Origin of the sequence: Paucibacter sp. M5-1, from assembly GCF_027498415.2 — a bacterium.
Lineage (GTDB): Bacteria > Pseudomonadota > Gammaproteobacteria > Burkholderiales > Burkholderiaceae_C > Roseateles_E.
The window spans coordinates 5,954,993-5,977,451 of sequence record NZ_JAPZLM020000001.1 but is presented as its reverse complement, the minus strand read 5'-3'; the positions used below and the strand labels follow the sequence as shown (position 1 = coordinate 5,977,451).

General features: G+C 66.9%; 23 protein-coding genes. 10 read left to right on the top strand and 13 right to left on the bottom strand.

Annotated features, from left to right (window positions below; all coding sequences use genetic code 11):
* Window positions 1-149: 149 nt before the first annotated feature.
* Together O5M90_RS28305 and O5M90_RS28300 are read left to right on the top strand one after the other, a co-directional pair.
* Window positions 150-1,259, top strand: a complete 1,110-nt coding sequence (locus O5M90_RS28305; protein WP_269840684.1) for a Leu/Phe/Val dehydrogenase — start codon at window positions 150-152, stop codon at window positions 1,257-1,259.
* A gap of 85 nt (window positions 1,260-1,344) precedes the next feature.
* Window positions 1,345-2,367: a Bug family tripartite tricarboxylate transporter substrate binding protein gene (locus O5M90_RS28300; protein ID WP_440402497.1), complete on the top strand. Its 1,023-nt coding sequence runs from the start codon at window positions 1,345-1,347 to the stop codon at window positions 2,365-2,367.
* A gap of 48 nt (window positions 2,368-2,415) precedes the next feature.
* Here the strand turns inward: O5M90_RS28300 and O5M90_RS28295 are convergent, their stop codons facing one another.
* From O5M90_RS28295 to O5M90_RS28255, 9 genes are all read right to left on the bottom strand, one after another.
* Window positions 2,416-3,135, bottom strand: a complete 720-nt coding sequence (locus O5M90_RS28295; RefSeq protein ID WP_171018496.1) for an ABC transporter ATP-binding protein — start codon at window positions 3,133-3,135, stop codon at window positions 2,416-2,418.
* A 17-nt stretch (window positions 3,136-3,152) separates the two neighbouring features.
* A complete protein-coding gene (locus tag O5M90_RS28290) occupies window positions 3,153-3,929 on the bottom strand; it encodes an ABC transporter ATP-binding protein (protein WP_269840685.1) in 777 nt (258 codons plus the stop codon).
* Window positions 3,930-3,947: 18 nt separating this feature from the next.
* Window positions 3,948-5,036, bottom strand: coding sequence for a branched-chain amino acid ABC transporter permease (locus tag O5M90_RS28285; protein WP_269840686.1), 1,089 nt, complete (start codon window positions 5,034-5,036; stop codon window positions 3,948-3,950).
* A 12-nt stretch (window positions 5,037-5,048) separates the two neighbouring features.
* The gene (locus O5M90_RS28280; RefSeq protein ID WP_269840687.1) at window positions 5,049-5,972 is read right to left on the bottom strand and encodes a branched-chain amino acid ABC transporter permease; all 924 of its coding nucleotides are present in this window, start codon (window positions 5,970-5,972) and stop codon (window positions 5,049-5,051) included.
* Window positions 5,973-6,223: 251 nt separating this feature from the next.
* Window positions 6,224-7,546, bottom strand: coding sequence for a replication-associated recombination protein A (locus O5M90_RS28275; protein WP_269841088.1), 1,323 nt, complete (start codon window positions 7,544-7,546; stop codon window positions 6,224-6,226).
* A gap of 46 nt (window positions 7,547-7,592) precedes the next feature.
* On the bottom strand, window positions 7,593-9,287 hold the full coding sequence (gene ybaL / locus O5M90_RS28270; RefSeq protein WP_269840688.1) for a YbaL family putative K(+) efflux transporter: 1,695 nt from the start codon (window positions 9,285-9,287) through the stop codon (window positions 7,593-7,595).
* Between the two features lie 12 nt (window positions 9,288-9,299).
* Window positions 9,300-9,914 (bottom strand): outer membrane lipoprotein chaperone LolA, encoded by a 615-nt coding sequence (gene lolA / locus O5M90_RS28265; RefSeq protein ID WP_269840689.1) that lies wholly within the window; start codon window positions 9,912-9,914, stop codon window positions 9,300-9,302.
* Window positions 9,911-12,265: a DNA translocase FtsK gene (locus O5M90_RS28260; protein ID WP_269840690.1), complete on the bottom strand. Its 2,355-nt coding sequence runs from the start codon at window positions 12,263-12,265 to the stop codon at window positions 9,911-9,913. The genes lolA and O5M90_RS28260 overlap by 4 nt, the downstream gene beginning before the upstream one ends.
* 30 nt (window positions 12,266-12,295) lie before the next feature.
* Window positions 12,296-12,964 carry a Crp/Fnr family transcriptional regulator gene (locus O5M90_RS28255; protein WP_137945614.1) on the bottom strand — a complete coding sequence of 223 codons (669 nt, stop codon included), beginning with the start codon at window positions 12,962-12,964 and terminating at the stop codon, window positions 12,296-12,298.
* Window positions 12,965-13,144: 180 nt separating this feature from the next.
* Here O5M90_RS28255 and trxB point away from each other — a divergent pair, with 180 nt between their 5' ends.
* From trxB to rpmG, 3 genes are all read left to right on the top strand, one after another.
* On the top strand, window positions 13,145-14,104 hold the full coding sequence (trxB, locus tag O5M90_RS28250; protein ID WP_269840691.1) for a thioredoxin-disulfide reductase: 960 nt from the start codon (window positions 13,145-13,147) through the stop codon (window positions 14,102-14,104).
* Between the two features lie 216 nt (window positions 14,105-14,320).
* A complete protein-coding gene (gene rpmB, locus O5M90_RS28245; protein WP_137945616.1) occupies window positions 14,321-14,554 on the top strand; it encodes a 50S ribosomal protein L28 in 234 nt (77 codons plus the stop codon).
* A 30-nt stretch (window positions 14,555-14,584) separates the two neighbouring features.
* Window positions 14,585-14,755: a 50S ribosomal protein L33 gene (gene rpmG / locus O5M90_RS28240; RefSeq protein ID WP_025564431.1), complete on the top strand. Its 171-nt coding sequence runs from the start codon at window positions 14,585-14,587 to the stop codon at window positions 14,753-14,755.
* Window positions 14,756-14,808: 53 nt separating this feature from the next.
* On the opposite strand, the gene O5M90_RS28235 is transcribed toward rpmG, so the two are convergent.
* From O5M90_RS28235 to O5M90_RS28225, 3 genes are all read right to left on the bottom strand, one after another.
* A complete protein-coding gene (locus O5M90_RS28235; RefSeq protein ID WP_269840692.1) occupies window positions 14,809-15,303 on the bottom strand; it encodes a DUF3016 domain-containing protein in 495 nt (164 codons plus the stop codon).
* A gap of 104 nt (window positions 15,304-15,407) precedes the next feature.
* A complete protein-coding gene (locus O5M90_RS28230; protein ID WP_137945617.1) occupies window positions 15,408-16,628 on the bottom strand; it encodes a DesA family fatty acid desaturase in 1,221 nt (406 codons plus the stop codon).
* 120 nt (window positions 16,629-16,748) lie between these two features.
* Complete coding sequence (locus tag O5M90_RS28225; RefSeq protein ID WP_269840693.1) at window positions 16,749-18,008, bottom strand: RsmB/NOP family class I SAM-dependent RNA methyltransferase; 1,260 nt, start codon at window positions 18,006-18,008, stop codon at window positions 16,749-16,751.
* A 25-nt stretch (window positions 18,009-18,033) separates the two neighbouring features.
* Between O5M90_RS28225 and O5M90_RS28220 the strand changes: the two genes are divergently transcribed.
* Both O5M90_RS28220 and O5M90_RS28215 read left to right on the top strand, forming a co-directional pair.
* Window positions 18,034-18,273 (top strand): DUF1653 domain-containing protein, encoded by a 240-nt coding sequence (locus O5M90_RS28220; RefSeq protein WP_137945619.1) that lies wholly within the window; start codon window positions 18,034-18,036, stop codon window positions 18,271-18,273.
* The gene (locus tag O5M90_RS28215; protein ID WP_137945620.1) at window positions 18,270-18,923 is read left to right on the top strand and encodes a DUF1345 domain-containing protein; all 654 of its coding nucleotides are present in this window, start codon (window positions 18,270-18,272) and stop codon (window positions 18,921-18,923) included. Before O5M90_RS28220 ends, O5M90_RS28215 begins: the two co-directional genes overlap by 4 nt.
* Here the strand turns inward: O5M90_RS28215 and purN are convergent.
* Window positions 18,916-19,542, bottom strand: coding sequence for a phosphoribosylglycinamide formyltransferase (gene purN / locus O5M90_RS28210; protein WP_137945621.1), 627 nt, complete (start codon window positions 19,540-19,542; stop codon window positions 18,916-18,918). The genes O5M90_RS28215 and purN overlap by 8 nt on opposite strands.
* A 45-nt stretch (window positions 19,543-19,587) precedes the next feature.
* On the opposite strand from purN, the gene trpS reads away from it, so the two are divergent.
* From trpS to O5M90_RS28195, 3 genes are read left to right on the top strand one after another with little or no spacing between them, the layout of a single operon-like run.
* Entirely contained in the window at window positions 19,588-20,613 is a 1,026-nt protein-coding gene (gene trpS / locus O5M90_RS28205) for a tryptophan--tRNA ligase (protein WP_269840694.1), read from the top strand.
* A 1-nt stretch (window position 20,614) separates the two neighbouring features.
* Window positions 20,615-21,070, top strand: coding sequence for a DUF3717 domain-containing protein (locus tag O5M90_RS28200; RefSeq protein WP_137945623.1), 456 nt, complete (start codon window positions 20,615-20,617; stop codon window positions 21,068-21,070).
* Window positions 21,067-22,452, top strand: coding sequence for an MATE family efflux transporter (locus O5M90_RS28195; protein WP_137945624.1), 1,386 nt, complete (start codon window positions 21,067-21,069; stop codon window positions 22,450-22,452). The genes O5M90_RS28200 and O5M90_RS28195 overlap by 4 nt, the downstream gene beginning before the upstream one ends.
* Window positions 22,453-22,459 lie beyond the last annotated feature (7 nt).

Genomic DNA, 22,459 nt, shown 5'->3' with positions numbered 1-22,459 from the left:
CATGCCGCCGCCGCATGGCCTGATGCCCAGGCGGCAGCCGATCGGCGTTCAAAGCCCCCTACACTCGTGCACCGGCCAAGCCACAAGCTCGGCCGTCGCCGCGTTGGCGCCCCGCCGACGCGTATCTCCCCCGCATCACGAGTGCATCCATGAACGCCATCACCGACATCGCCCGCGCCCTCTCCACCGACGCCGGCGCCTCCTCCATCCCCACCTCGCTGTTCGGCCTGCCCGAGCAAGCCCCGCATGAGCGCGTGCTGCTGGCCGCCGATGCGCAGACCGGGCTGAAAGCCATCCTGGCCGTGCACAGCACCGCCCGCGGCCCGGCTTTCGGCGGCTGCCGCCTCTGGACCTATGACAGCGAGCTGGCCGCGCTGAACGACGCGCTGCGCCTGTCGCAGGGCATGAGCCTGAAGAACGCGCTGGCCGACCTGCCCTTCGGCGGCGGCAAGGCCGTCATCATCAAGCCGGCCGGCGACTTTGATCGCGCCGCGCTGTTCGCCGCCTTCGGCCGCGCGGTGCAGTCGCTGGACGGCGCCTACATCACGGCCGAGGACGTCGGCACCACCACCGCCGATATGCGCGGCATGCAGGGCCAGACCTCCTTCGTCAGCGGCATCCCGCGCGAAGGCGCCTTCGGTGGCGACCCGAGCCCGAAGACGGCCTGGGGCGTGTTCGTGTCCATCCGCGCCGGCGTCCGCCAGGTGCTGGGCCGCGAATCGCTGGAAGGCGTGCGCGTGGCGCTGCAAGGCCTGGGCGCCGTGGGCTGGCATCTGGCCGAGTTCCTGCACCAGGCCGGCGCCAAGCTGCTGGTGGCCGATATCGATGCGGCCAAGGTGGCCCGGGCGCAAGAGCGCTTCGGGGCCCAGGCCCTGGCGGTGCAGGACATCCTGGCCGCCGATGCGGACGTGCTGGCGCCCAATGCGCTGGGCGCGGCGCTGAACGCGCAGTCGATCCCGACCTTGCGTGCCCGCCTGATCGCCGGCGCCGCCAACAACCAGCTCGCCACTGCGGCCGACGGCGACGCGCTGCAGGCACGCGGCATCACCTATCTGCCCGACTACCTGGTCAATGCCGGCGGCATCATCAGCGTGGCGCGCGAGTACCGTGGCGAAGGCGAGGAAGCAGCCGTGATGGCCGAGGTCGGCAGAATCGCCGACCGGGTCACCGAGCTGCTGGAGCGCGTCAAGCGCGAGGACTCGACCCCCGCCCGCGTGGCCGATGCCTGGGCCCGTGCCAAGCTGGTCCGCCCGGCGTGAACTCTGCCGCACTCTGGCGGCAGCGGGCGTGCGCTTAGCGCCTGATCCGGGTTTACCTGGAGAGCGCTGCTGCTAGGCTAGCGGGATGACTACCACCTCCCGCCTTACTCTCTCTTCCAAGACCCGCCGCATGCTGCTGGCGGGTCTTGGCGCTTCTTTCAGCCTGCTGTCGGCAGGCCCGGCACTGGCCCAGGCCAACAAGCCGATCCGCCTGATCGTGCCCTATGCCCCGGGCGGCCCGCTGGACATCGTCGCCCGCAGCCTGGCCGAGCGCGCCAAGGACAAGCTGGGCGTCATCGTCGTCGAGAACAAGGCCGGTGCCGGCGGCAATCTGGGCGCCGACATGGCGGCCAAGGCCGCGCCGGACGGCCACACCATCGTGATGGGCGCGGTCGCCACCCATGCGATCAACCCCTGGCTGTTCGCCAAGATTCCCTACGATCCGATCCGCGACTTCACGCCGATCACCCTGGTCGCGCGCGTGCCCAATGTGCTGGTGATGAATGCCGAGGCCGCGCAGAGGCTCGGCATCAACAGCGTTGCCGATCTGGTCGCCTATGCAAAGAAGAACCCCGGCAAGCTGAACTACGGCTCGGGCGGCAATGGCAGTGCCGGCCATCTCGCCGGCGAGATGTTCAAGGCCCAGGCCGGCATCTTCATGACGCATATCCCCTACTCCGGCGGCAACCCGGCCCAGCTGGCCCTGGTGTCGGGTCAGGTGGATCTGAACTTCGACAATCTGGCCAGCGCCTCGGCCAATATCAAGTCGGGCAAGCTCAAGGCGCTCGCGGTGACCACGGCCAAGCGCACCTCGGCCCAGCCCGAGCTGGCGACGATTGCCGAAAGCCCGGCCGCGCTGGGTCTGAGCAAGTTCGACATCAACACCTGGTTCGGCCTGTTCGGCCCGGCCAAGCTGCCGGCCGATGTCACGGCCAAGCTCAACGCCGCCTTCGTCGAGGCCCTGAACTCGCCCGAGCTCAAGAGCCGCATGGCCACGCTGATGGCCGAGCCGGCACCGAGCACGCCCGAGCAGTTCGGCGCCTTCGTCAAGACCGAGCTGGCCAAGTACGGTAAGGTCGTCAAGGACTCCGGCGCGAAGCTGGACTAAGCGCAAAGGCGGCCTCGGCCGCCTTTTTTCATGAGCTCGCTCGCCGGCTCACTCGCCCAGGTAGGCGGCCCTGACCTTGGGATCATTGAGCAAGGTCTTGCCCTCGCCGGTCATGGTGATCTCGCCGGACTCCATCACATAGCCGCGGTTGGCCAGTTGCAGCGCGCGGCTGGCGTTCTGCTCCACCAGCAGCACCGTCACGCCCTGCTGGTGGATGTCGTTGACCACCTCGAAGATCTTGTCCACCATGATGGGGCTCAAGCCCATGCTGGGCTCGTCCAGCAGCAGCACCTCGGGCCGCGCCATCAGCGCACGCCCCATCGCCAGCATCTGCTGCTCGCCGCCGCTCATCGTGCCGGCGAGCTGGTTGCGGCGCTCCTTCAGGCGCGGGAAGATGCCGAAGATGCGCTCCATATCGCTCTGGATCTCGGCGTCGTTCCTGATGTACGCGCCCATCTGCAGGTTCTCGGTGATGGTCATGCGGGTGAAGGTGCCGCGCCCTTCGGGCACCATCACCAAGCCTTGCTTGACCAGGTCCCAGGCGCCCTGGCCCTTGATGGACTGGCCTTTGTAGAGCACGTCGCCGTCGGCCACCGGCTGGATGCCGGTGACGGCCTTGAGCGTGGTGGTCTTGCCCGCGCCGTTGGCGCCGATCAGGCTGACGAGTTCGCCCTTCTTGACTTCGAAGTCCACGCCCTTGACGGCCTGGATGCCGCCGTAGGCCACCTTCAGCTTCGTGACCTTGAGCAGGGTTTGTGTGTCTGACATCTTGTTTTGCTTCCTGTTCAGTGGGCGGCGTGGCCCGCGCCCAGATAGGCTTCGATCACCTTCTCGTTGCGCTGCACGTCATAGGGCGTGCCTTCGGCGATCTGCTTGCCGTAGTCCAGCACCGTGACGCGGTCGCACAAGCCCATCACCAGCTTGACGTCGTGTTCGATCAAGAGGATGGTGCGGCCGTCCTTGCGGATGCGGTCGATCAGCTCTCTGAGCACCACCTTCTCGGTGGCGTTCATGCCCGCGGCCGGCTCGTCCAGCGCGATCAGCTTGGGGTCGGTGGCCAGGGCGCGCGCGATCTCCAGGCGGCGCTGGTCGCCGTAGCTCAGCGTGCGCGCCTTGAACTCGGCGTACTTGCCGATGCCCACATAGTCCAGCAGCTCCTGCGCGCGCTGCGCGATGGCGGCTTCCTCGGCCTTGAAGCCGGGGGTGCGGAAGATCGCGCCCATCAGGCCCGAGCCGGTGCGGATGTGGCGGCCCACCATCACGTTCTCCAGCGCCGTCATGTCGGCGAACAGCCGGATGTTCTGGAAGGTGCGCGCGATGCCGGCCTTGGCCACCTGGTGCACGGCTTGCGGCGTGTAGGGCTCGCCGCCGAGCATGAAGGTCCCACCATCGGGGGTGTAGAGCCCGGTGATGACGTTGAAGAAGGTGGTCTTGCCCGCGCCGTTGGGGCCGATCAGGCCGTAGACCTGACCCTTCTTGATCTCGATGCCCACTTCGGAGAGGGCTTGCAGCCCGCCGAAGCGCTTGGAGACGCCTTTGACGCTCAGTACGGTGTCAGTCATGGGAGTCTGTCCTTGCTCTTACTTCTTGTCGGTGGGCGCGGGCGCGGCCTTGCCGTGCTCGGGCGAGGGCCACAGCCCGCGCGGGCGCAGCAGCATCACGCTGATCATGGCCAGCGCCACCAAGAGCTGGCGCAGGATGGAGGCGTCCAGCCGCCCGCCGGTCATCTCCTGCAGCGGGCCGGCCACATAGCGCAGCACCTCGGGCAGCATGGCCAGCAGCAAGGCCCCCAGGATCACGCCGGGGATGTGGCCGATGCCGCCCAGCACCACCATCGCCACGATCATCACCGACTCCTGCAGGCTGAAGGACTCGGGGCTCACAAAGCCCTGGAAGGACGCGAACATCGAGCCGGCCACGCCGCCGAAGGTCGCCCCCATGCCGAAGGCCAGGAGCTTGAGGTTGCGGGTGTTGATGCCCATGGCCTTGGCCGCGATCTCGTCTTCGCGGATGGCCATCCAGGCCCGCCCGATGCGCGAGTTCTCCAGCCGGTAGCAGATCACCACCGAGGTCACCACCAGGGCCAGGAACAGGTAGTAGTACAGCGTCACCGAGGGGATGGCAAAGCCGAAGAGCTCGGTGGGCTTGCCCAGGTCCAGCCCGAAGAAGCGGATCGAGTCGATCTGGCCGATGCCGCGCGGGCCGTTGGTGATGTTGGCCGGGTGCTCCAGATTGTTCAGGAACACGCGGATGATCTCGCCAAAGCCCAGCGTCACGATGGCCAGGTAGTCGCCGCGCAGCTTCAAGGTCGGCGCCCCCAGCATCACGCCGAAGAAGCCCGCCAGCCCCGCGCCCAGCGGGATCACGATCCACAGCGGCGAGTGCAGCCCGTCGGGGAACATGGCCCGGAAGGCTTCGAAGTTCTCGCTCAGGTGCGGGCTGGCCAGCAGCGCGAACATATAGGCGCCCACCGCGTAGAAGGCCACATAGCCCAGGTCCAGCAGGCCGGCATAGCCCACCACGATGTTCAGGCCCAGCGCCAGCAGCACGTACAGCAGCGCCAGGTCGAGGATGCGCACCGGCCCGTTGCCGAACTGCTGGGCCACCAGCGGCAGCACCAGCAAGGCCAGGGCCGCCGCCAGGAAGACGATGAGTTTGTTCTTTTGCATGAAAGTCTCTCCTTAGGCCCGATCGGCCACGCGCTCGCCCAGCAGGCCCGAGGGTCGCAGGGTCAGCACCAGGATCAGCGCCACGAAGGCGAAGATGTCGGCGTAGTGGCTGCCCAGCACGCCGCCGGTCAGCTCACCCAGATAGCCCGCCCCGATGGCCTCGATCAGGCCCAGCAGCACACCGCCCACCATGGCGCCTGCCAGGTTGCCGATGCCGCCCAGCACCGCCGCCGTGAAGGCCTTCAGCCCGGGCATGAAGCCCATGGTGTGCTGCACCGTGCCGTAGTTGGCCGCCCACATCAGGCCGGCCACCGCGGCCAGCGCCGCACCGATCACGAAGGTGGCCGAGATGATGAAGTCCGGCTTCACCCCCATCAGCCCCGCCACGCGCGGGTTCTCGGCGGTGGCCCGCATCGCGCGGCCCAGCTTGGTGTGATTGACCAGCCACAGCAGCGCCGCCAGGATCATCACGGTGCTGCCCAGAATCAGGCACTGCGTCACCGTGATCACCGGCCCGCCCAGATCAAACGGCGTGGTCGGCAGCAGCAGCGGGAAGGGCTTGGGGTTGGGCTTCCAGATGATCATCGCCAAGGTCTGCAGCAGCAGGCTCACGCCCATGGCCGTGATCAGCGGTGCCAGCCGCGGCGCATTGCGCAGCGGCCGGTACGCAATCTTCTCGATCACGAAGTTCAGCGTCGTGCACACGATCACCGCGCAGATCAGCGCCACCAGCATCAGCGCCCAGCCCGGCAGCCCGCTGTCGACCAAAAAGGTCACCACCGTCCAGCTCACCAGCGCCCCCACCATCAACACCTCGCCATGCGCGAAATTGATCAGGTTGATGATCCCGTACACCATCGTGTAGCCCAAGGCCACCAGCGCATACATGCTTCCGAGCACCAGCCCGTTGATGATTTGCTGGATAAAGGTTTCCATCGCGACTTCTCCGGTTCGGCGGTCCGGCCCCCAAGGGGCCGAAGACCGCGATTCATTGTGCGAAGACCTGAGCAACAAAAAGGCCCGCCGCAATCGTCGGCGGGCCCAGATGGCCATCGGTCCTGCAGGCTGGCGCGATTGTAGAAGTGCGTGAATCGCCCGATTCGCTGGGGAATACCCGCTGGCGGGATTCTCAAAAATTGCCCGTTTTTAGTGTATACATGAAATAAATCAAGTATCCACAAAGTGATTCACTCCTTGCCGGCCTCCTCATCGAGCCGGCGCAGATGCGCCAGCTTGTCGGCGATCTTGGATTCCAGCCCGCGCGGCACCGGCCGGTACCAGCCGGGCTCGGCCATGCCCTCGGGCAGATAGCTCTCGCCGGCCGCATAGGCCTCGGGCTCGTCATGGGCGTAGCGGTAGGCCTTGCCATGGCCCAGCTCCTTCATCAGCCGCGTCGGCGCATTGCGCAGATGGGGTGGCACCGCGCGCGACTTGTCGCTCTTGATGAAAGCGCGGGCCTCGTTATAGGCCATATAGCCGGCATTGCTCTTGGGCGCGATGGCCAGGTAGATCGCCGCCTGGGCCAGAGCCAGCTCGCCCTCGGGCGAGCCCAGGCGCTCCAGGGTGCTGGCGGCATCGTTGGCCAGCTGCATGGCGCGCGGGTCGGCCAGGCCGATGTCCTCCCAGGCCATGCGCACCAGGCGGCGCGCCAGGTATTTGGCGTCGGCGCCGCCGTCCAGCATGCGGCACAGCCAGTAAAGCGCGGCATCGGGATTGGAGCCGCGCACCGATTTGTGCAGCGCGGAGATCTGGTCGTAGAAGTTGTCGCCGCCCTTGTCGAAGCGCCGCGCATTGAGGGTCAGGGCTTGCTGCAGGAATTCGGCATCGACCAGATTGATGCCGGCCACCCGGGCCGCCGTATCGGTCTGCTCCAGCAGATTCAGCAGGCGACGCGCATCGCCGTCCGCATAACCGACCAGGGTGTTGATCGCCGCCTCGTCCAGGCGCAGCTCGGTCAGCACGAGCTCTTGCGCCCGCTGCACCAGCAGGCCCAGCTCCGCATCGCTGAGGGCCTGCAGCACATAGACCTGGGCGCGCGACAGCAGGGCCGAGTTGACCTCGAACGAGGGGTTCTCGGTGGTCGCGCCGACAAAGGTCACCAGGCCCGACTCGACAAAGGGCAGCAGCCCGTCCTGCTGGCTCTTGTTGAAGCGGTGGATCTCGTCGACGAACAGAATCGTCTTCTTGCCCAGCGCCTGGTTGTGCTCGGCCTGCTCCATCGATGCGCGGATCTCCTTGACCCCGGAGAACACCGCCGACAGCGCGATGAATTTGTAGCCGAAGGCCTCGGCCGTCAGCCGCGCCAGCGTCGTCTTGCCGACGCCTGGCGGTCCCCACAGAATCATCGAATGCGGCTTGCCCGACTCGAAGGCCAGGCGCAGCGGCCGGCCCGGCCCGATCAGGTGGGACTGGCCGATCACCTCGTCCAGGCTGGCCGGGCGCAGGCGCTCGGCCAGCGGCTGGTGGCTGGCGGGCGCTGAGGCCGGCGCGGCGCCGGGCTGCGGCGCCATCTCGGGAAACAGGGACTCGTTGGCATTCGACATGCCGGCGATTGTCTCAGTGCGGCGGCTTGGCCGCGCTGCCCATTGCGGCCAGCACTCGCTCGGTCAGATGCGTGGCCAGGCATTGCTCGGCCACGAACACCTCGCCCAGCCCGGCCTGGCGCAAGAGCGCGGCCTCGTCCTCGCTATAGGCGCGCAGCAGCACGCGGATCGAGGGGTTCAGCTGATGCGCCGTTTCCACCATCTGGCGCGCCTGCAGGCTGTCGCCGCCGCTGATCACCAGCAGGGCCGCCCGCGCGATATGCGCCTGTATCAGCACCGCCGGGTCGCTGGCATCGCCGCTGACGGCCGCGATCTGGCGCTCGCGCAGGCTCTCGACCAGCTCGCGCTGCTGCTCGGCCACGACCAGATGCACCCCCTCGGCCAGCAGCCCGTCGGCGATCTGCTTGCCGACCCGGCCGTAGCCCACCAGCACGACCTGACCCTCGAGCTTGGCCTGATCGGTGCTCATCGGCAGCTCGGCCAGCGGATCATCGCGCTGCTCCATGCGACGCGCCCAGGACGAGCGCCGCAGCACCCAGGCCTTGACCGGCTCGATCGCGGTGAACAGCACCGAGTTCAGCGCGATCGAGATCAGCGCGCCGGCCAGTATCAGGCTCTGCCCCTCCTTGGGCAGCAGGCCCTCGGCCACGCCCAGGCCGGCCAGGATGAATGAGAACTCGCCGATCTGGGCCAGGCTGGCGCCCACGGTCAGCGCGGTGTTGAGCGGGTAGCGAAAAGCCAGCACCAGCGCGATCGCGGCCAGGGTCTTGCCGACCACGATGATGGCGACCACCGCCAGCACTTTCAGCGGCTCGTCCAGCAGCACCTGCGGGTCGAACAGCATGCCCACCGAGACGAAGAACAGCACCGAGAAGGCATCGCGCAGGGGCAGCGACTCATCGGCCGCGCGGTGGCTGTATTCCGACTCGCGCATCATCATGCCGGCGAAGAAGGCGCCCAGCGCGAAGGACACATCGAACAGCGCCGCCGAGCCATAGGCCACGCCCACAGCCACCGCGACCACGCACAGCGTGAACAGCTCGCGCGAGCCGGTACCGGCCACCGCGAACAGCAGGCGCGGAAACACCCGCCGCCCGACCACCAGCATCAGCACGATGAAGGCCGCGACCTTGGCCAGGGTCCAGCCCACCGTGCCCAGCAAATTGGCCTCGCTCTTGCCTTCCAGCAGGCCGGCCAGCGGCGGCAGCAGCACCAGCACCAGCACCATCACCAGGTCCTCGACCACCAGCCAGCCCACCGCGATGCTGCCATTGGCGGTTTCCAGCTGCCCCCGCGCCTCCAGCGCCCGCAACAGCACCACGGTGCTGGCGACCGACAGCGCCAGGCCGAACACCAGGGCCCCGCCGAGGCTCCAGCCCCACCAGTTCGACAGTCCGAAGCCAAGGGCGGTGGCGACCGCGATCTGGACGATGGCGCCGGGCACCGCGATGCGTTTGACGGCCAGCAGGTCCTTCATCGAGAAATGCAGGCCGACACCGAACATCAAGAGCATCACGCCGATCTCGGCCAGCTGGCCGGCCAGATCGATATCGGCGACGAAGCCGGGCGTGGCCGGGCCGATCGCGATGCCGGCCAGCAGATAGCCGACCAGGGGCGGCATCTTCAGGCGCGAGGCCAGGAAACCGAAGACGATCGCCAGGCCGAAGCCGGCGGCAATGGTGGAGATCAGGCTGACGTTGTGCGGCATCCGGTGCCGCTCCTACTGCTCGATCAGATCAGCGCCAGCCGGCAGCACAAAGCGAAAACGCTCCGGCGCCACCGCCGCATTGCTGCTCACCGCGCTGAACTGCAGCAGCGAGCGCTGGCCGAAGCCGTCGACCACCTCGATCGCGGCCAGTTCCTTGCCCTTGAAGCCTATCTTCAGGCTTTGCAGGCCGGCGCTGTCGGCTTGGGGCCCGCGCGGCGTGGCCAGCACCCAGTCCAGGCCCTGGGCCGAGGGCTGGGCCTTGAGCTCGAAGTCCTTCTCCAGATTCGCGCCGGCCAGCAAGGCCGCCGGCGTGGCGCCCAGGGCCTGGTCCATGCGGCGCGAGCTGGCCTGCTGCAGATCGGGGTCATAGATCCAGACCTTCTTGCCGTCACCGACGATCAGCTGCTCGAAAGGCTTGGCATAGGCGAAGCGGAACTGGTTGGGGCGCTGAAACTCGAAGCTGCCCGAGGAGTTCTTCTTGCGCTTGCCGTCCGGCGAGGTGACGGTCTGCGTGAACTCGGCCTTGCCGCTCTTGACCTCGCGGCTGAAGTCCCTGAGGGTCTGCACCGCATCGGCCTGGGCGTGAGCGGCTGCGGCCAGACACAAGGAGATGAGTAGCTGTTTCATTCGTCTCGCTTCGGGATGATCAGATCGCGGCTGCCATTGGTGTTCATGGCGCCGACCAGGCCGGACTTCTCCATCTGCTCCAGCAGACGCGCCGCCCGGTTGTAGCCGATGCGCAGATGGCGCTGCACCAGCGAGATCGAGGCCCGGCGATGCTGCAGCACGATGGCCACCGCCTGGTCATACATCGGGTCGGCCTCGCCGGCCGACTCGCCCGGCGCCGGCGCCTCGCCGCCTTCGGTGTCGAGCACGCCGCCTTCCAGGATGCCCTCGATGTAGTTGGGCTCGCCGCCCTGCTCCTTCAGGTATTCGACGACGCGGTGCACCTCCTCGTCGCTGACAAAGGCGCCGTGCACCCGCACCGGCAGGCCGGTGCCCGAGGCCATATAGAGCATATCGCCCATGCCCAGCAGGGCCTCGGCGCCCATCTGGTCGAGGATGGTGCGGCTGTCGATCTTGGAGCTGACCTGGAAGCTCAAACGGGTCGGGATATTGGCCTTGATCAGGCCGGTGATCACATCGACCGAGGGACGCTGCGTGGCCAGGATCAGGTGGATGCCGGCGGCGCGGGCCTTCTGCGCCAGGCGCGCAATCAGCTCCTCGATCTTCTTGCCGACCACCATCATCAGGTCAGCCAGCTCATCGATCACGACGACGATATGCGGCAGGCGCTCCAGCGGTTCCGGGGCCTCGGGCGTCAGGCTGAAGGGGTTGCCTATCTTCTCGCCGCGCTCGGTGGCCTCATCGATCTTCTTGTTGTAGCCCGCCAGATTGCGCACGCCCATCTTGGACATCAGCTTGTAGCGCCGCTCCATCTCGCCGACGCACCAGTTCAGCGCGTTGGCGGCCTGCTTCATGTCGGTGACGACCGGGGCCAGCAGATGCGGGATGCCCTCGTAGACGCTCATTTCCAGCATCTTCGGGTCGATCATGATCAGGCGCACATCGCGCGCCTCGGCCTTGTAGAGCAGGCTCAGAATCATCGCGTTGATGCCCACCGACTTGCCCGAGCCGGTGGTACCGGCCACCAGGCAGTGCGGCATCTTGGCCAGGTCGGCCACCATCGGCGCGCCGATGATGTCCTTGCCCAGCGCCATCGTCAGCATCGACGGCGCATCGGCATAGACCTGCGAGCCCAGGATCTCGCTGAGCTTGATGGTCTGGCGGCGCGCGTTCGGCAGCTCCAGCGCCATGAAGTTCTTGCCCGGGATGGTCTCGACGACGCGGATGCTGACCAGGCTCAGCGAACGCGCCAGATCCTTGGCCAGGTTGACGATCTGCGAGCCCTTGACGCCGGTGGCCGGCTCGATCTCGTAGCGCGTGATCACCGGGCCCGGCGAGGCCGCGACAACCCGCACCTCGACGCCGAAGTCCTTGAGCTTCTTCTCGATCATGCGGCTGGTCATTTCCAGCGACTCGGGCGTCACCGACTCGACCCGGGTCGGCGCGGCATCCAGCAGATCGACCTGGGGCAGTTTCGTATCGCTGGCGTCGGCAAACAGGGTCTTCTGACGCTCCTTGGCAACGCGGGTGGACTTGGGCACCTCGACCACCGGTGCCTCGATCACGATGGGGATGTGCTCCTCGACCACATGGCGCTCGACCTCGACCACTTTCTCGCGCTCGCGCAAGGCCTGCTGGCCGACCTTCTGGTCTTCCTTGATCTCGCGGCGCTCCTGGCGGCGCTCACGCAGGGTCTCGACCCAGGTGCCTATCACCTCGGCCACACGCAGCCAGGAAAACTGCAGGGCCAGCGAGGCGCCGGTCAGCAAGGCCGCGATCCAGACCACGCCCGAACCGGCAAAGCCCAGCGCCCGCATGCTCCAGGGCCCCAGGGTGTAGCCCAGCACGCCGCCGGCATGACCGGGCAGCCGCGATTCCCAGGCATAGAGCCGCGACCATTCGAGGGCGCAACTCGCACAAATCAACAACAGAACGCCCAGCCAGAACAGGCCCCGCGCGCGCAATTTGTTACCTTGAGGCGGCGGTTCAGCCCGCAAAACGCCGGCCAAGCTGCCCAACCAGACCCGCAGGCCGACCAGCATCAGCCACCAGGCCGAGTAACCGAAGACGAAAAGCAGCAGGTCCGAGACCCAGGCACCCAGCGCGCCGAACCAGTTGCCATACAGCTCGCGGCTGCCCGAGATCGAGAAGGCCGCATCGGCGCGGTCGTGGCTCAGCAGGGCCAGCAGGCACAGTGCCCAGACGACGGCACCGAGCGCCAGCCACAGCGGCGTGCGCGACGCACTGACCGGCGCCGGCGCGGCGGCCGCCTTCTTGGACTGGCGTTTATAGACTTTATCGGGCGCGGCAGCCGCATCGTCGCCCAGCAGTGATCCCAGAGGAAAGCTCATGGCGCCATTGTGGCGCAGGAATCACCGGGCTCAGTCGTGGGCCAGGCGCTCCTTGATCACCACGGAGCCGTTCTCCAGGGTCTCGATCACACCCTTGTCCTCCAGATCCTTCATGACCCGGCTAACCATCTCGCGCGAGGCGCCGACCACCTTGGCCATGTCCTGACGCGAGACCTTGCCGCGGATGATCTTCAGGCCCTTCTCTTCTTCGGACATGTCCAGCAGGGTGCGCGCGACGCGGCCATAGACATCCAGCAGGGCCAGCGACTCGATCTGGCGATCGGCATTGCGCAGCCGCGCGACCAGGCCGCGCAGGATGGCATAGGACAGGCTGCTGCTGTCCGGCAGGCAGCGCGAGAACTCGCTGCGGCCCAGCACCAGCATATCGGTCTGCACCTCGGCGCGCACGGTGGCCGAGTGTGGCTCGTTGTCGATCAGGCTCATCTCGCCGACATAGTCGCCCGGCTGCAGCACCGCGAGGATGACCTCGCGGCCGCGGGTATCAGCGGTCAGCACGCGGGCGCGGCCGTTCAGCAGGATGAAGAGCGCGTTGGACTTGGTGCCCTGCTCGACGATCAGCTCGCCGCGCTTGAAGCGGCGCTTGACCACGCTGTCCGCAATGGACTGCGCCTGATCGGTGGTCAGCAGGGAGAACAAGGGCACCCTGCGGATCAGGTCCAGGTTGGACAGCATGGCCATGAAGAAACTCCTCTGACTTTTGTATGTTGGGGTTGTTGTGAGGCCGTCAGCCGCTTGATCGGCCAGCTGCCTAGAATGTAGCCATTGTGCCAACTTGGTCACAACTCTCCATAGGGTCTTGGCCGTATAAGCGCGGCGAACAACTCTTGTGTGTTGTGCCCGCAACCCCATATCGCCCTCATGAGCCAAACCACCCAACACCATTCGCTGCTGATCCTGGGCTCCGGCCCGGCCGGCTACACCGCCGCCATCTATGCCGCGCGCGCCAATCTGAAGCCCACGCTGCTGACCGGCATGGCCCAGGGCGGGCAGCTGATGACCACCACCGAGGTGGACAACTGGCCGGCCGATGTGATGGGGGTGCAGGGCCCCGAGCTGATGCAGCGCTTCCAGCAGCATGCCGAGCGCTTCAACACGCAAATCGTCTATGACCATATCAACGAGGTCGACTTCTCCAAGCGCCCGTTCACGCTCAAGGGCGACAGCGGCGTCTACACCTGCGACGCCCTGATCATCGCGACTGGCGCTTCGGCCAAGTATCTGGGCCTGCCCTCGGAGGAGAGCTTCATGGGTCGCGGGGTCAGTGGTTGCGCGACCTGCGACGGCTTTTTCTACCGCGAGCAGGAGGTCTGCGTGGTCGGCGGCGGCAATACGGCGGTCGAGGAAGCGCTGTATCTGAGCAATATCGCCAGCAAGGTCCACGTGATCCACCGCCGCGACAAGTTCCGCGCCGAGCCCATCCTAATCGACAAGATGATGGACAAGGTCAAGGCCGGCAAGATGGAACTGCATCTGTTCAACACCCTGGACGAGGTGCTGGGCGACCAGAGCGGCGTCACCGGCGTGCGCATCAAGAGCACGGCCGATGGCAGCACAAAGGAGCTGAAACTGCAGGGCTGCTTCATCGCGATCGGCCACCAGCCCAATACCGACATCTTCAAGGGCCAGCTGGAGATGAAGGACGGCTACATCATCACCAAGAGCGGCCTGAACGGTTTTGCGACCATGACCAGCGTGCCCGGCGTGTTCGCCGCCGGCGATGTGCAGGACCATATCTACCGCCAGGCCATCACCAGCGCCGGCACCGGCTGCATGGCTGCGCTCGACGCCCAGCGCTTCCTGGAGCAGGAGCAAGACTGACTCCCGGCGGCCGCTGGTCTTTGGCCTGAATTCAGGCTATACTCGCCGGCTTGCTTGCTGGATGGACCGCGCTCCGAGGTTGTGTCAACGATTTGCATCGATGACGGGCCGACGGGTTTAGCTTGCATAAAGCGGTCATGTGGATGTCTCGCCGGGGATGCTGAATACAGCGCCCCTGAGGCAGCTGGGTCAGAAAATCAAACCGGAGAAGCGTCAATGGCACGCGTCTGTCAAGTCACGGGCAAGAAGCCCATGGTGGGGAACAATGTCTCCCACGCCAACAACAAAACCAAGCGTCGGTTCCTGCCGAACCTGCAGTACCGCCGTTTCTGGCTGGAAACTGAAAACCGCTGGGTGCGTCTGCGCATCAGCAATGCGGCTCTGCGTTTGATCGACAAGGTCGGCATCGACCAAGTCGTCGCTGACCTGCGCGCCAAGGGCGAGCTGTAAAAAGTCCACTAGGAATTAAGGAGCATCACCATGGCATCCAAAGGCGGACGCGAAAAGATCAAGCTGGAATCCACTGCGGGTACCGGCCATTTCTACACCACGAACAAGAACAAGAAGACGACGCCCGAAAAGCTCGAATTCATGAAGTTCGACCCCAAGGCTCGCAAGCATGTCCTGTACAAGGAAATCAAGCTGAAGTAATTCGGCCCGGTCTTGCGACCAAGAAAAACCCGCCTTCGGCGGGTTTTTTCGTTTCAGGGCTTGCGGGCCGCGTCAGTCGCGAACTCGCCGGCAAACCATTCATCCAGCATGCGCTTCTCGTAGCGCAGCGGCTCGCCGCTGGTGTAGCGGTTGAGGCCCCACATATAGTTCATGTCGGACAGGCTCACCTTGCCCTCTCGCAGCGTGGCCTGGTCATCGCTGAGCACATAGCGCAGCTCGATGCTCGGCCAGGTCACCGAACGCAGCACGCGGATGCGATCCATCGTCGCGCCGCGAGGTTCGAGCTGGCCCGCCAGATTCAGGTCCAGCACCTCGATCAACAGCTTCTGCGACGCCGGCAGGTTTTTCTCGGCCAGGCTGCGCAGATGCGTCTCCAGCATCTCCAGCGTGCGCTCGCGATCAATGATCGATTCGCTGGCATCCTGGAACTTCTCGGGCTCGACGAACTTCACCTCGACCGCCGCCTGTGCCGATAGGCCCAAGCCCATCAGCAAACCCAGCATCGAGGCCTTGAAGATTTTGTGCATGACACGCTCCTGAACTGCTTGCTACGTACAAAGTATAGGCAGCGGCCATGAAAAAAGCGCCGACTCGCGGCGCCCTTTACCCGAGGGAAACCTCCCCGACAAGTTCAGGCACGTGCGGTGCGCAGCCCCATCGAGAAGGCCCGCAGCTCGGCAATACCACTCTCCTCGGCCCGGTGGCACCAGGCTTGCAGGTCGCTGACCAGTTGCTCGGCGGAGACATTGGTGCGGGTCCAGAGCTGGCGCAGCTCTTCGCGCATCAGCAGCAGCTTGTCCAGCGCCGGGCTGGCGGCGCGCACGCTGGCGATCTCGGCCCGATAGGCCTGCGGGATGCGATCCTGATCGCGGTGCAGCCAGCGCTTGGCCAGCTTGAACTGCTGCCACTTTGCGCTGTGCTGCTCGCCCTGGGCCTTCAGCCGGGCGAGCTCGGTGGTGCAGGCCTCTTTCAGACCGCGGCCGTAATGGGCCATCACCTCGTAGCGGTTGGCGATCAGCGCCTCCAGCGTGTCCTTGTCGGCCGGCCGGATCGCGCCCTGACGCAGCTTGGGCGCGGTCTTGCGCACCTTGGCCCAGCCGATCATCTCCATCGCCCGGATATAGGCCCAGCCGATATCGAACTCATAGGGCTTGATCGAGAACTTGGCCGAGGTCGGATAGGTGTGGTGGTTGTTGTGCAACTCCTCGCCGCCGATGATGAGGCCCCAGGGCGAGATATTGGTCGACGCATCCTGGGCCTCGAAGTTGCGATAGCCCCAGAAGTGGCCGATGCCGTTGACCACGCCGGCCGCCCAGATCGGGATCCAGGCCATCTGCAGCGCCCAGATGCTGGCGCCGATGGCGCCGAACAAGGCCATATTGATGATCAGCATCAGGCCCACACCCTGCCAGCTGAAGCGGGTGTAGAGATTGCGCTCGATCCAGTCGTTCGGCACGCCATGGCTGTACTTGGCGAGGGTCTCCTCGTTCTTTGCCTCATGGCGATACAGTTCGGCGCCTTCGCGCAAGACCTTCTTCAGGCCGCGGGTCTGCGGGCTGTGCGGGTCGTCTTCGGTCTCGCATTTGGCGTGGTGCTTGCGATGGATCGCGACCCATTCCTTGGTCACCATGCCGGTGGTCAGCCACAGCCAGAAGCGGAAGAAATGCGAAGGAATCGGCCCCAGGTCCAGCGCCCGATGCGCCTGGGCCCGATGCAGGAAGATCGTCACCGCCGCGATGGTGATATGGGTCACGACCAGGGCATAGGCCACGACCTGCCAGATGCTGGCCTCCAGCAGGCCGAAGCCCAGCCACTGGACCAAGCCATCGTGGAGGCTCATGAGAAAGTTCATTCGTTCCTTACCCTGCCCGCAGCGGAGCGTTAACAGAAAACCACGATCCGGCTCGATTGTAGGCGGGTCGTGTTAAGAGTTTCTGTACGCAAGCGCGCACGCGGCCTGCCGGCCGGCCATTCAACTCCGCTCCCAGACGGCGGCAAAAAAGCCGTCGGTCTGGTGCTGATGCGGCCACAGGCGCAGATAACCCCGGTCGACCAGGCGCTCGGCCTGCGCCACATGGGCCCGCGCCAGCTGCTCACCGGCATCCAGCAGTTTGAACTCCGGATGGGCGGCGCTGAAGGCCTCGGCAATGCCCTCGTTCTCCGCATCCAGCAGGCTGCAGGTGGCGTAGACCAGGCGGCCGCCCGACTTCAGCAGGCGCGCCGCACTGTTCAGGATGGCCGTCTGCTTGGCCTGCAACTCGGCAATCGCCTGGGGCGACTGGCGCCACTTCAGATCCGGGTTGCGCCGCAAGGTGCCCAGACCCGAGCACGGCGCGTCGACCAGCACGCGGTCGATCTTGCCCGACAGGCGCTTGATGCGATCGTCGCGCTCATGGGCGATCTGGGTCGGGTAGACATTGGACAGGCCGCTGCGCGCCAGCCGCGGCTTCAGCGCCGCCAGCCGGTGGCCGGACACATCGAAGGCATAGAGCCGACCGGTATTGCGCATCGCCGCGCCCAGCGCCAGCGTCTTGCCGCCGGCGCCGGCGCAGAAATCCACCACCATCTCGCTGCGCTTGGCGTCGAGCAGCAGGGCCAGCAGTTGGCTGCCCTCGTCCTGCACCTCGACCGCGCCGCTGGTGAAGACCTCCAGCTTGTTCAGCGCCGGCTTGCCCTGCACACGCAGGCCCCAGGGCGAGAACGGCGTCGGCTCGGCGCTGACGCCGGCCGCACGCAGCGCCTCCTGGACCTCCTCGCGCTTGGCCTTCTGCACATTGGCGCGCAAATCCAGCGGCGCGCCCTCGTTCATGCTGGCGGCCAGCGCCCAGAATCCCTCGTCGCCCAGGCGATGCAGCAGCGGCTCGGCCAGCCACTCGGGCAGGTTGTGGCGCAGCTTGGGGGCCAGGCCGCTCTTGTCGATGGCCTGGACCTGGGCCAGCCATTGCTGCTCGGTCGGGCTCAGCGCGCCGCGAAGAAAGGTCTCGCTGCCCTGCCAGGCCAGGATGGCCAGGCGGCGCTCCAGCGGACCGGTGCCGGACTGGGCCAGGTGCTGCAGCTGCAGGCGTTGGCGCAACACGGCATAGGTGGTCTCGGCCAGCGCATGGCGCTCGCGCTGGCCCAGGGCCTTGTTCTTGCGGAAAAACGCGGACACCACGCCATCGGCGGGTGCGTCCATTTTGAGCACCGCGCGCAGCAGCTCGCAGCTCATTTCTAGAAGGGCATTAGGATGCATAGCCCCGATTATCCCCGGCCCGCCCATGAGCGCTGACGATCTGCCCGAGCTGCCCCCGACACCGACCGGCCGCTACCGCCATTACAAGGGCGCCGACTACGAGGTCATCGGTGTGGCCCGCCATAGCGAGACGCTGGAGCCGCTGGTGGTCTACCGCCCGCTCTACGGGGCCGGTGGCCTGTGGGTGCGGCCCCATGCGATGTTCTTCGGCATGCTGGACGTCGACGGCCGGCAGGTCGCCCGCTTCAGCGCCGTCGACCCATGAAGCTGCTGCGCCAGCTGCGCCTGCGTCCGCGCCTGCTGTCGGCCCTGGCCGTGGGTCTGGTCGTCGGCCTGACCCTGCCCGCCAGCCTGCCGGCGCTGACGCGCAGCCTGATCGGCTGGAATGTCGGTGTCTGGCTCTATCTGGGCCTGGCCTTGCAGATGATGTGGCGCTCCGACCATCTGCATCTGCAGCGCCAGGCACGCGCCCGTGCCGACGGCATGGCGGCGATGCTGCTGCTGGCCGTGGCCGGTGCCGCGGCCAGCCTGGGGGCGATTGCGCTGGAGCTGTCCCAGGTGCGGCATGGGCCGGGCGCTCCTCAGAGCTGGGCCTATCTGCTGCTGGCCATCACGACGGTGGCCGGTTCCTGGTTGCTGCTGCCGTTCGAGTTCGCGCTCGCCTATGCCAGCCTCTACCACAGCGGCGAGAAAAGTCCGCATGGCCTGGAGTTCCCCGGTGACGAGCCGCAGCGCGACTATGTCGACTTCATGTATTTCGCGGTCACGCTGGCGGCCACCTCGCAGACCTCGGACGTGGCCGTCAGCTCGCGGCCCATGCGCCGCCTGGTGCTGCTGCACGCGGTGCTGTCCTTTGTATTCAACACCGTCGTGCTGGCACTGACGATCAACATCCTGGCGGGCCTGATCAGCTGAAGGACTGGGCCTCGCCGGCCAGCTGCCGCACGCGGCCATCCTCGACCGCCAGCTGCCCCTGCACGAACCAGCGCACCGCGCTCGGGTACATGCGGTGCTCCAGCTTCAGCACCCGCGCGGCCAGCGCGTCCGCGTCGTCGCCATCGAGCACCGGCGCCACCGCCTGCGCGACGATGGCACCATGGTCGAGCTCGGCGGTGACGAAGTGCACCGTCGCGCCGACGAATTTGCAGCCCATCTCCAGCGCGCGCTGGTGGGTGTGCAGCCCGGTGAAGGCCGGCAGCAGCGAGGGGTGGATATTCAGCATGCGATCCGCATAGTGGGCGGTGAAGGCCGGCGTCAGGATGCGCATAAAGCCCGCCAGCACCAGCAGATCGGGGGCAAAGCCATCGATCACCCGCTGCAGCTCGGCGTCAAAGTCCTCGCGGCTCGCAAAAGCCTTGTGATCGACCACGGCGGTTGCGATGCCATGCGCGGCCGCGAACTCCAGCCCGGCCGCGCCGGGCTTGTTGCTGATCACCGCCGCGATGCGCGCCGGCCAGCCCTCGGCCGCGCAGGCCCGCACAATGGCCTCCATATTGGAGCCCCGCCCCGAGATCAGGATCACGATATTCTTCATCGGCCGGCAGTGTAACAATGCGCCTCCCCGCCCGAGCCGACCGCCATGAACCCCGAGATCGAATCCCAGCCACGCCCTCGCGTCCTCTCCGGCATGCGCCCGACCGGCGCCCTGCATCTGGGCCACTATCACGGCGCGCTGAAGAACTGGGTGCGGCTGCAGTCCAGCCACGACTGCTTCTTCTTCGTCGCCGACTGGCATGCGCTGACCACCCAGTACCAGGACCGGCAGAACCGCAACAGCATCGAGCGCAATGTCTACGACATGGTGGTCGACTGGCTGGCCGCCGGCATCGACCCCAAGCAGGCCACCCTCTTCATCCAGAGCCGCATGCCCGAGCATGCCGAGCTGTTCACGCTGCTGGCGATGAGCACGCCGCTGTCCTGGCTGGAGCGCATCCCCAGCTACAAGGATCAGGTGAGCCGCCCGAATGCCGAGGGCGCCACCTACGGCCTGCTCGGCTACCCGCTGCTGCAGGCGGCCGACATCCTGATCTACAAGGCGGCCCATGTGCCGGTTGGCGAAGACCAGAGCGCCCATGTCGAGGTGACCCGCGAGGTCGCGCGCCGCTTCAACCGCATCTACAGCCCGGACCGGGCCATCCTGCCCGAGCCGCAGGAGCTGCTGACCGAGACCGCCCGACTGAGCGGCCTGGACGGCCAGAAGATGAGCAAGAGCTATGGCAATGCGATCGCGATGCGCGACGAGCCGGCCGTGGTCGAGGAGAAGATACGCACGATGCCGACCGACCCGCAGCGCGTGCGCCGCAGCGATGCCGGCGACCCGGCGCGCTGCCCGGTCTGGCCGCTGCACCAGCTCTATACCGACGCCGCGACACGCGCCGAGCTGCAGCAGGGCTGCATGAGCGCCGGCATCGGCTGCCTGGACTGCAAGCAGCCGCTGATCGAGGCGATCCAGCGCGAGCAGCAGCCCTGGCGCGAGCGCGCGGCCGACTACCTGGCCAATCCCAAGCAGGTGCACTGGATCGTCGAGGTCGGCACCGAGCGCGCCCGCGCGGTGGCCCGCAAGACCCTGCGCGAAGTACGAGCAGCCATCGGCCTCAATTACTGAGATGGCCGGCATCCACATCACCGACATCGAGTCCGCGATCAACTGGTGGCGGCAGCGCCAGCCCTCGCCTGACGGCATCAGCGCCTGCGCCGAGGTGCGCGCGCTGGCCGAGATCTATGCCTTGATGGTGTACTACCGCGAGGACGACTGCGACGAGGACAGCATGCCCGCGCGGGCCAAGGAGGCCTGGCTGGCCTGGTATGCCAGCACGCCCGATGCGCCCTGCATCGCGATCTGCTCGACCAGCCAGGGCGACGAGCTGTGCAAGGGCTGCGGCCGCACCTTTGACGAGGTCCAGCACTGGCCGGTGATGACGCCCGGCGAGAAACGCAGCACCTGGCGCCGCATCTCGATCGAGGCCACGGCCTGGCGCTTCAACCGCTATGCCGAGCGCGCCCGCGAGTTCAGCGGCGTCGATCATCCCCAGAACTTGGGCCAGTCCGGAGTCAAGTCTTGAGCCAGGCTCATCTGGACAGCCTGCGCCGCATCGCGCCGCTGGCCTGGCCGGTGTTCGTCGGCCAGATCGCGGTGCTGGCCTTCAGCACGGTGGACACGGTGCTGGTGGCGCGCCACTCGGCCATCGATCTGGCGGCGCTGTCGGTCGGCGCGGCCGTCTATATGAGCGTCTTCGTCGGTCTGATGGGGGTCGTGATGGCGGTGGCGCCGGTGGCCGGCCAGCTGTTCGGCGCCGGCAAGCTGCGCGAGGCCGGCGATCAGCTGCACCAGGGCGCCTGGCTCGCGCTGGCCCTGCTGCTTCTGGGCGAGGCCGTGCTGCTGTTTCCCGACCCGCTGCTGGCGATCGCCCGCACCACGCCCGAGGTCGAGGCCAAGGTGCGCGCCTATCTGCAGACCCTGGCCTTCAGCCTGCCGGCCGCGCTGATCTTCACCGCCTACCGCGGCTTCAACACCGCCGTCTCCCGCCCCAAGGCGGTGATGGCGCTGCAGCTCGGCGGACTGGCGCTGAAGGTGCCGCTGAGCGCGCTGTTCCTGCATGGCTTCGCGATCCCGCTGACGCCCTGGCGGGTGCCTGAGCTCGGCGCGGTGGGCTGCGCCGTCGCCACCGCCCTCGTGATGTGGAGCCAGTTGCTGATCGCGCTGCTGGTGCTGCGCCGCGATCGCTTCTACGCCCCCTTCGGCCTGAACAGCGGCCGGCTGCAGCCACCGCGCTGGGCCGATATCAGGAGACTGCTGAAGCTGGGCGTGCCGATGGGCGGCGCCATCCTGATCGAGGTCACCGGCTTCACCTTCATGGCCATCTTCATCGCGCGCCTGGGTCCGACGGCGGTGGCCGGCCATCAGCTGGCCGCCAATCTGGTGGCCCTGATGTTCATGATGCCGATGGCGCTGGGCAATGCGGCCGGCACCCTGGTCGCGCAAAGCATTGGCGCACAGCGCCTGGCCGAGGCCCGGCGGCTGGGCTGGCACGGGCTGGAGATCGCACTGGCCCTGTCCTGCCTGGTCGGCGCCGTGGTGTTCTTCGCGCGCGAGCAGGTCTTGGGTCTGTACACGCCCGACGCCACCATCATCGCGGCCGCCCTGCCGCTGCTGCTGTGGGTCTGGCTGTTCCATGTCGGCGACGCGGTGCAGACCGTCGCCGCCTTCGTGCTGCGCGCCCATCACATCGCCACCGCGCCGATGCTGGTCTATGCGCTGGCGATCTGGGGCGTCGGCATGGGCGGTGGCTACTGGCTGGCCTTCGGCAGCGCCGGCTGGGCTCCGGCCTCGCTGCAGGGCGCCAGCGGCTTCTGGTCGGCCGCCACCGCCGGCCTGCTGATCGCGGCGGGCGGCCTCAGCGCGGTGCTGGCCTGGGTGCACCGCAAGGAAGCGGCGGGCGGCTGAAGCGGCC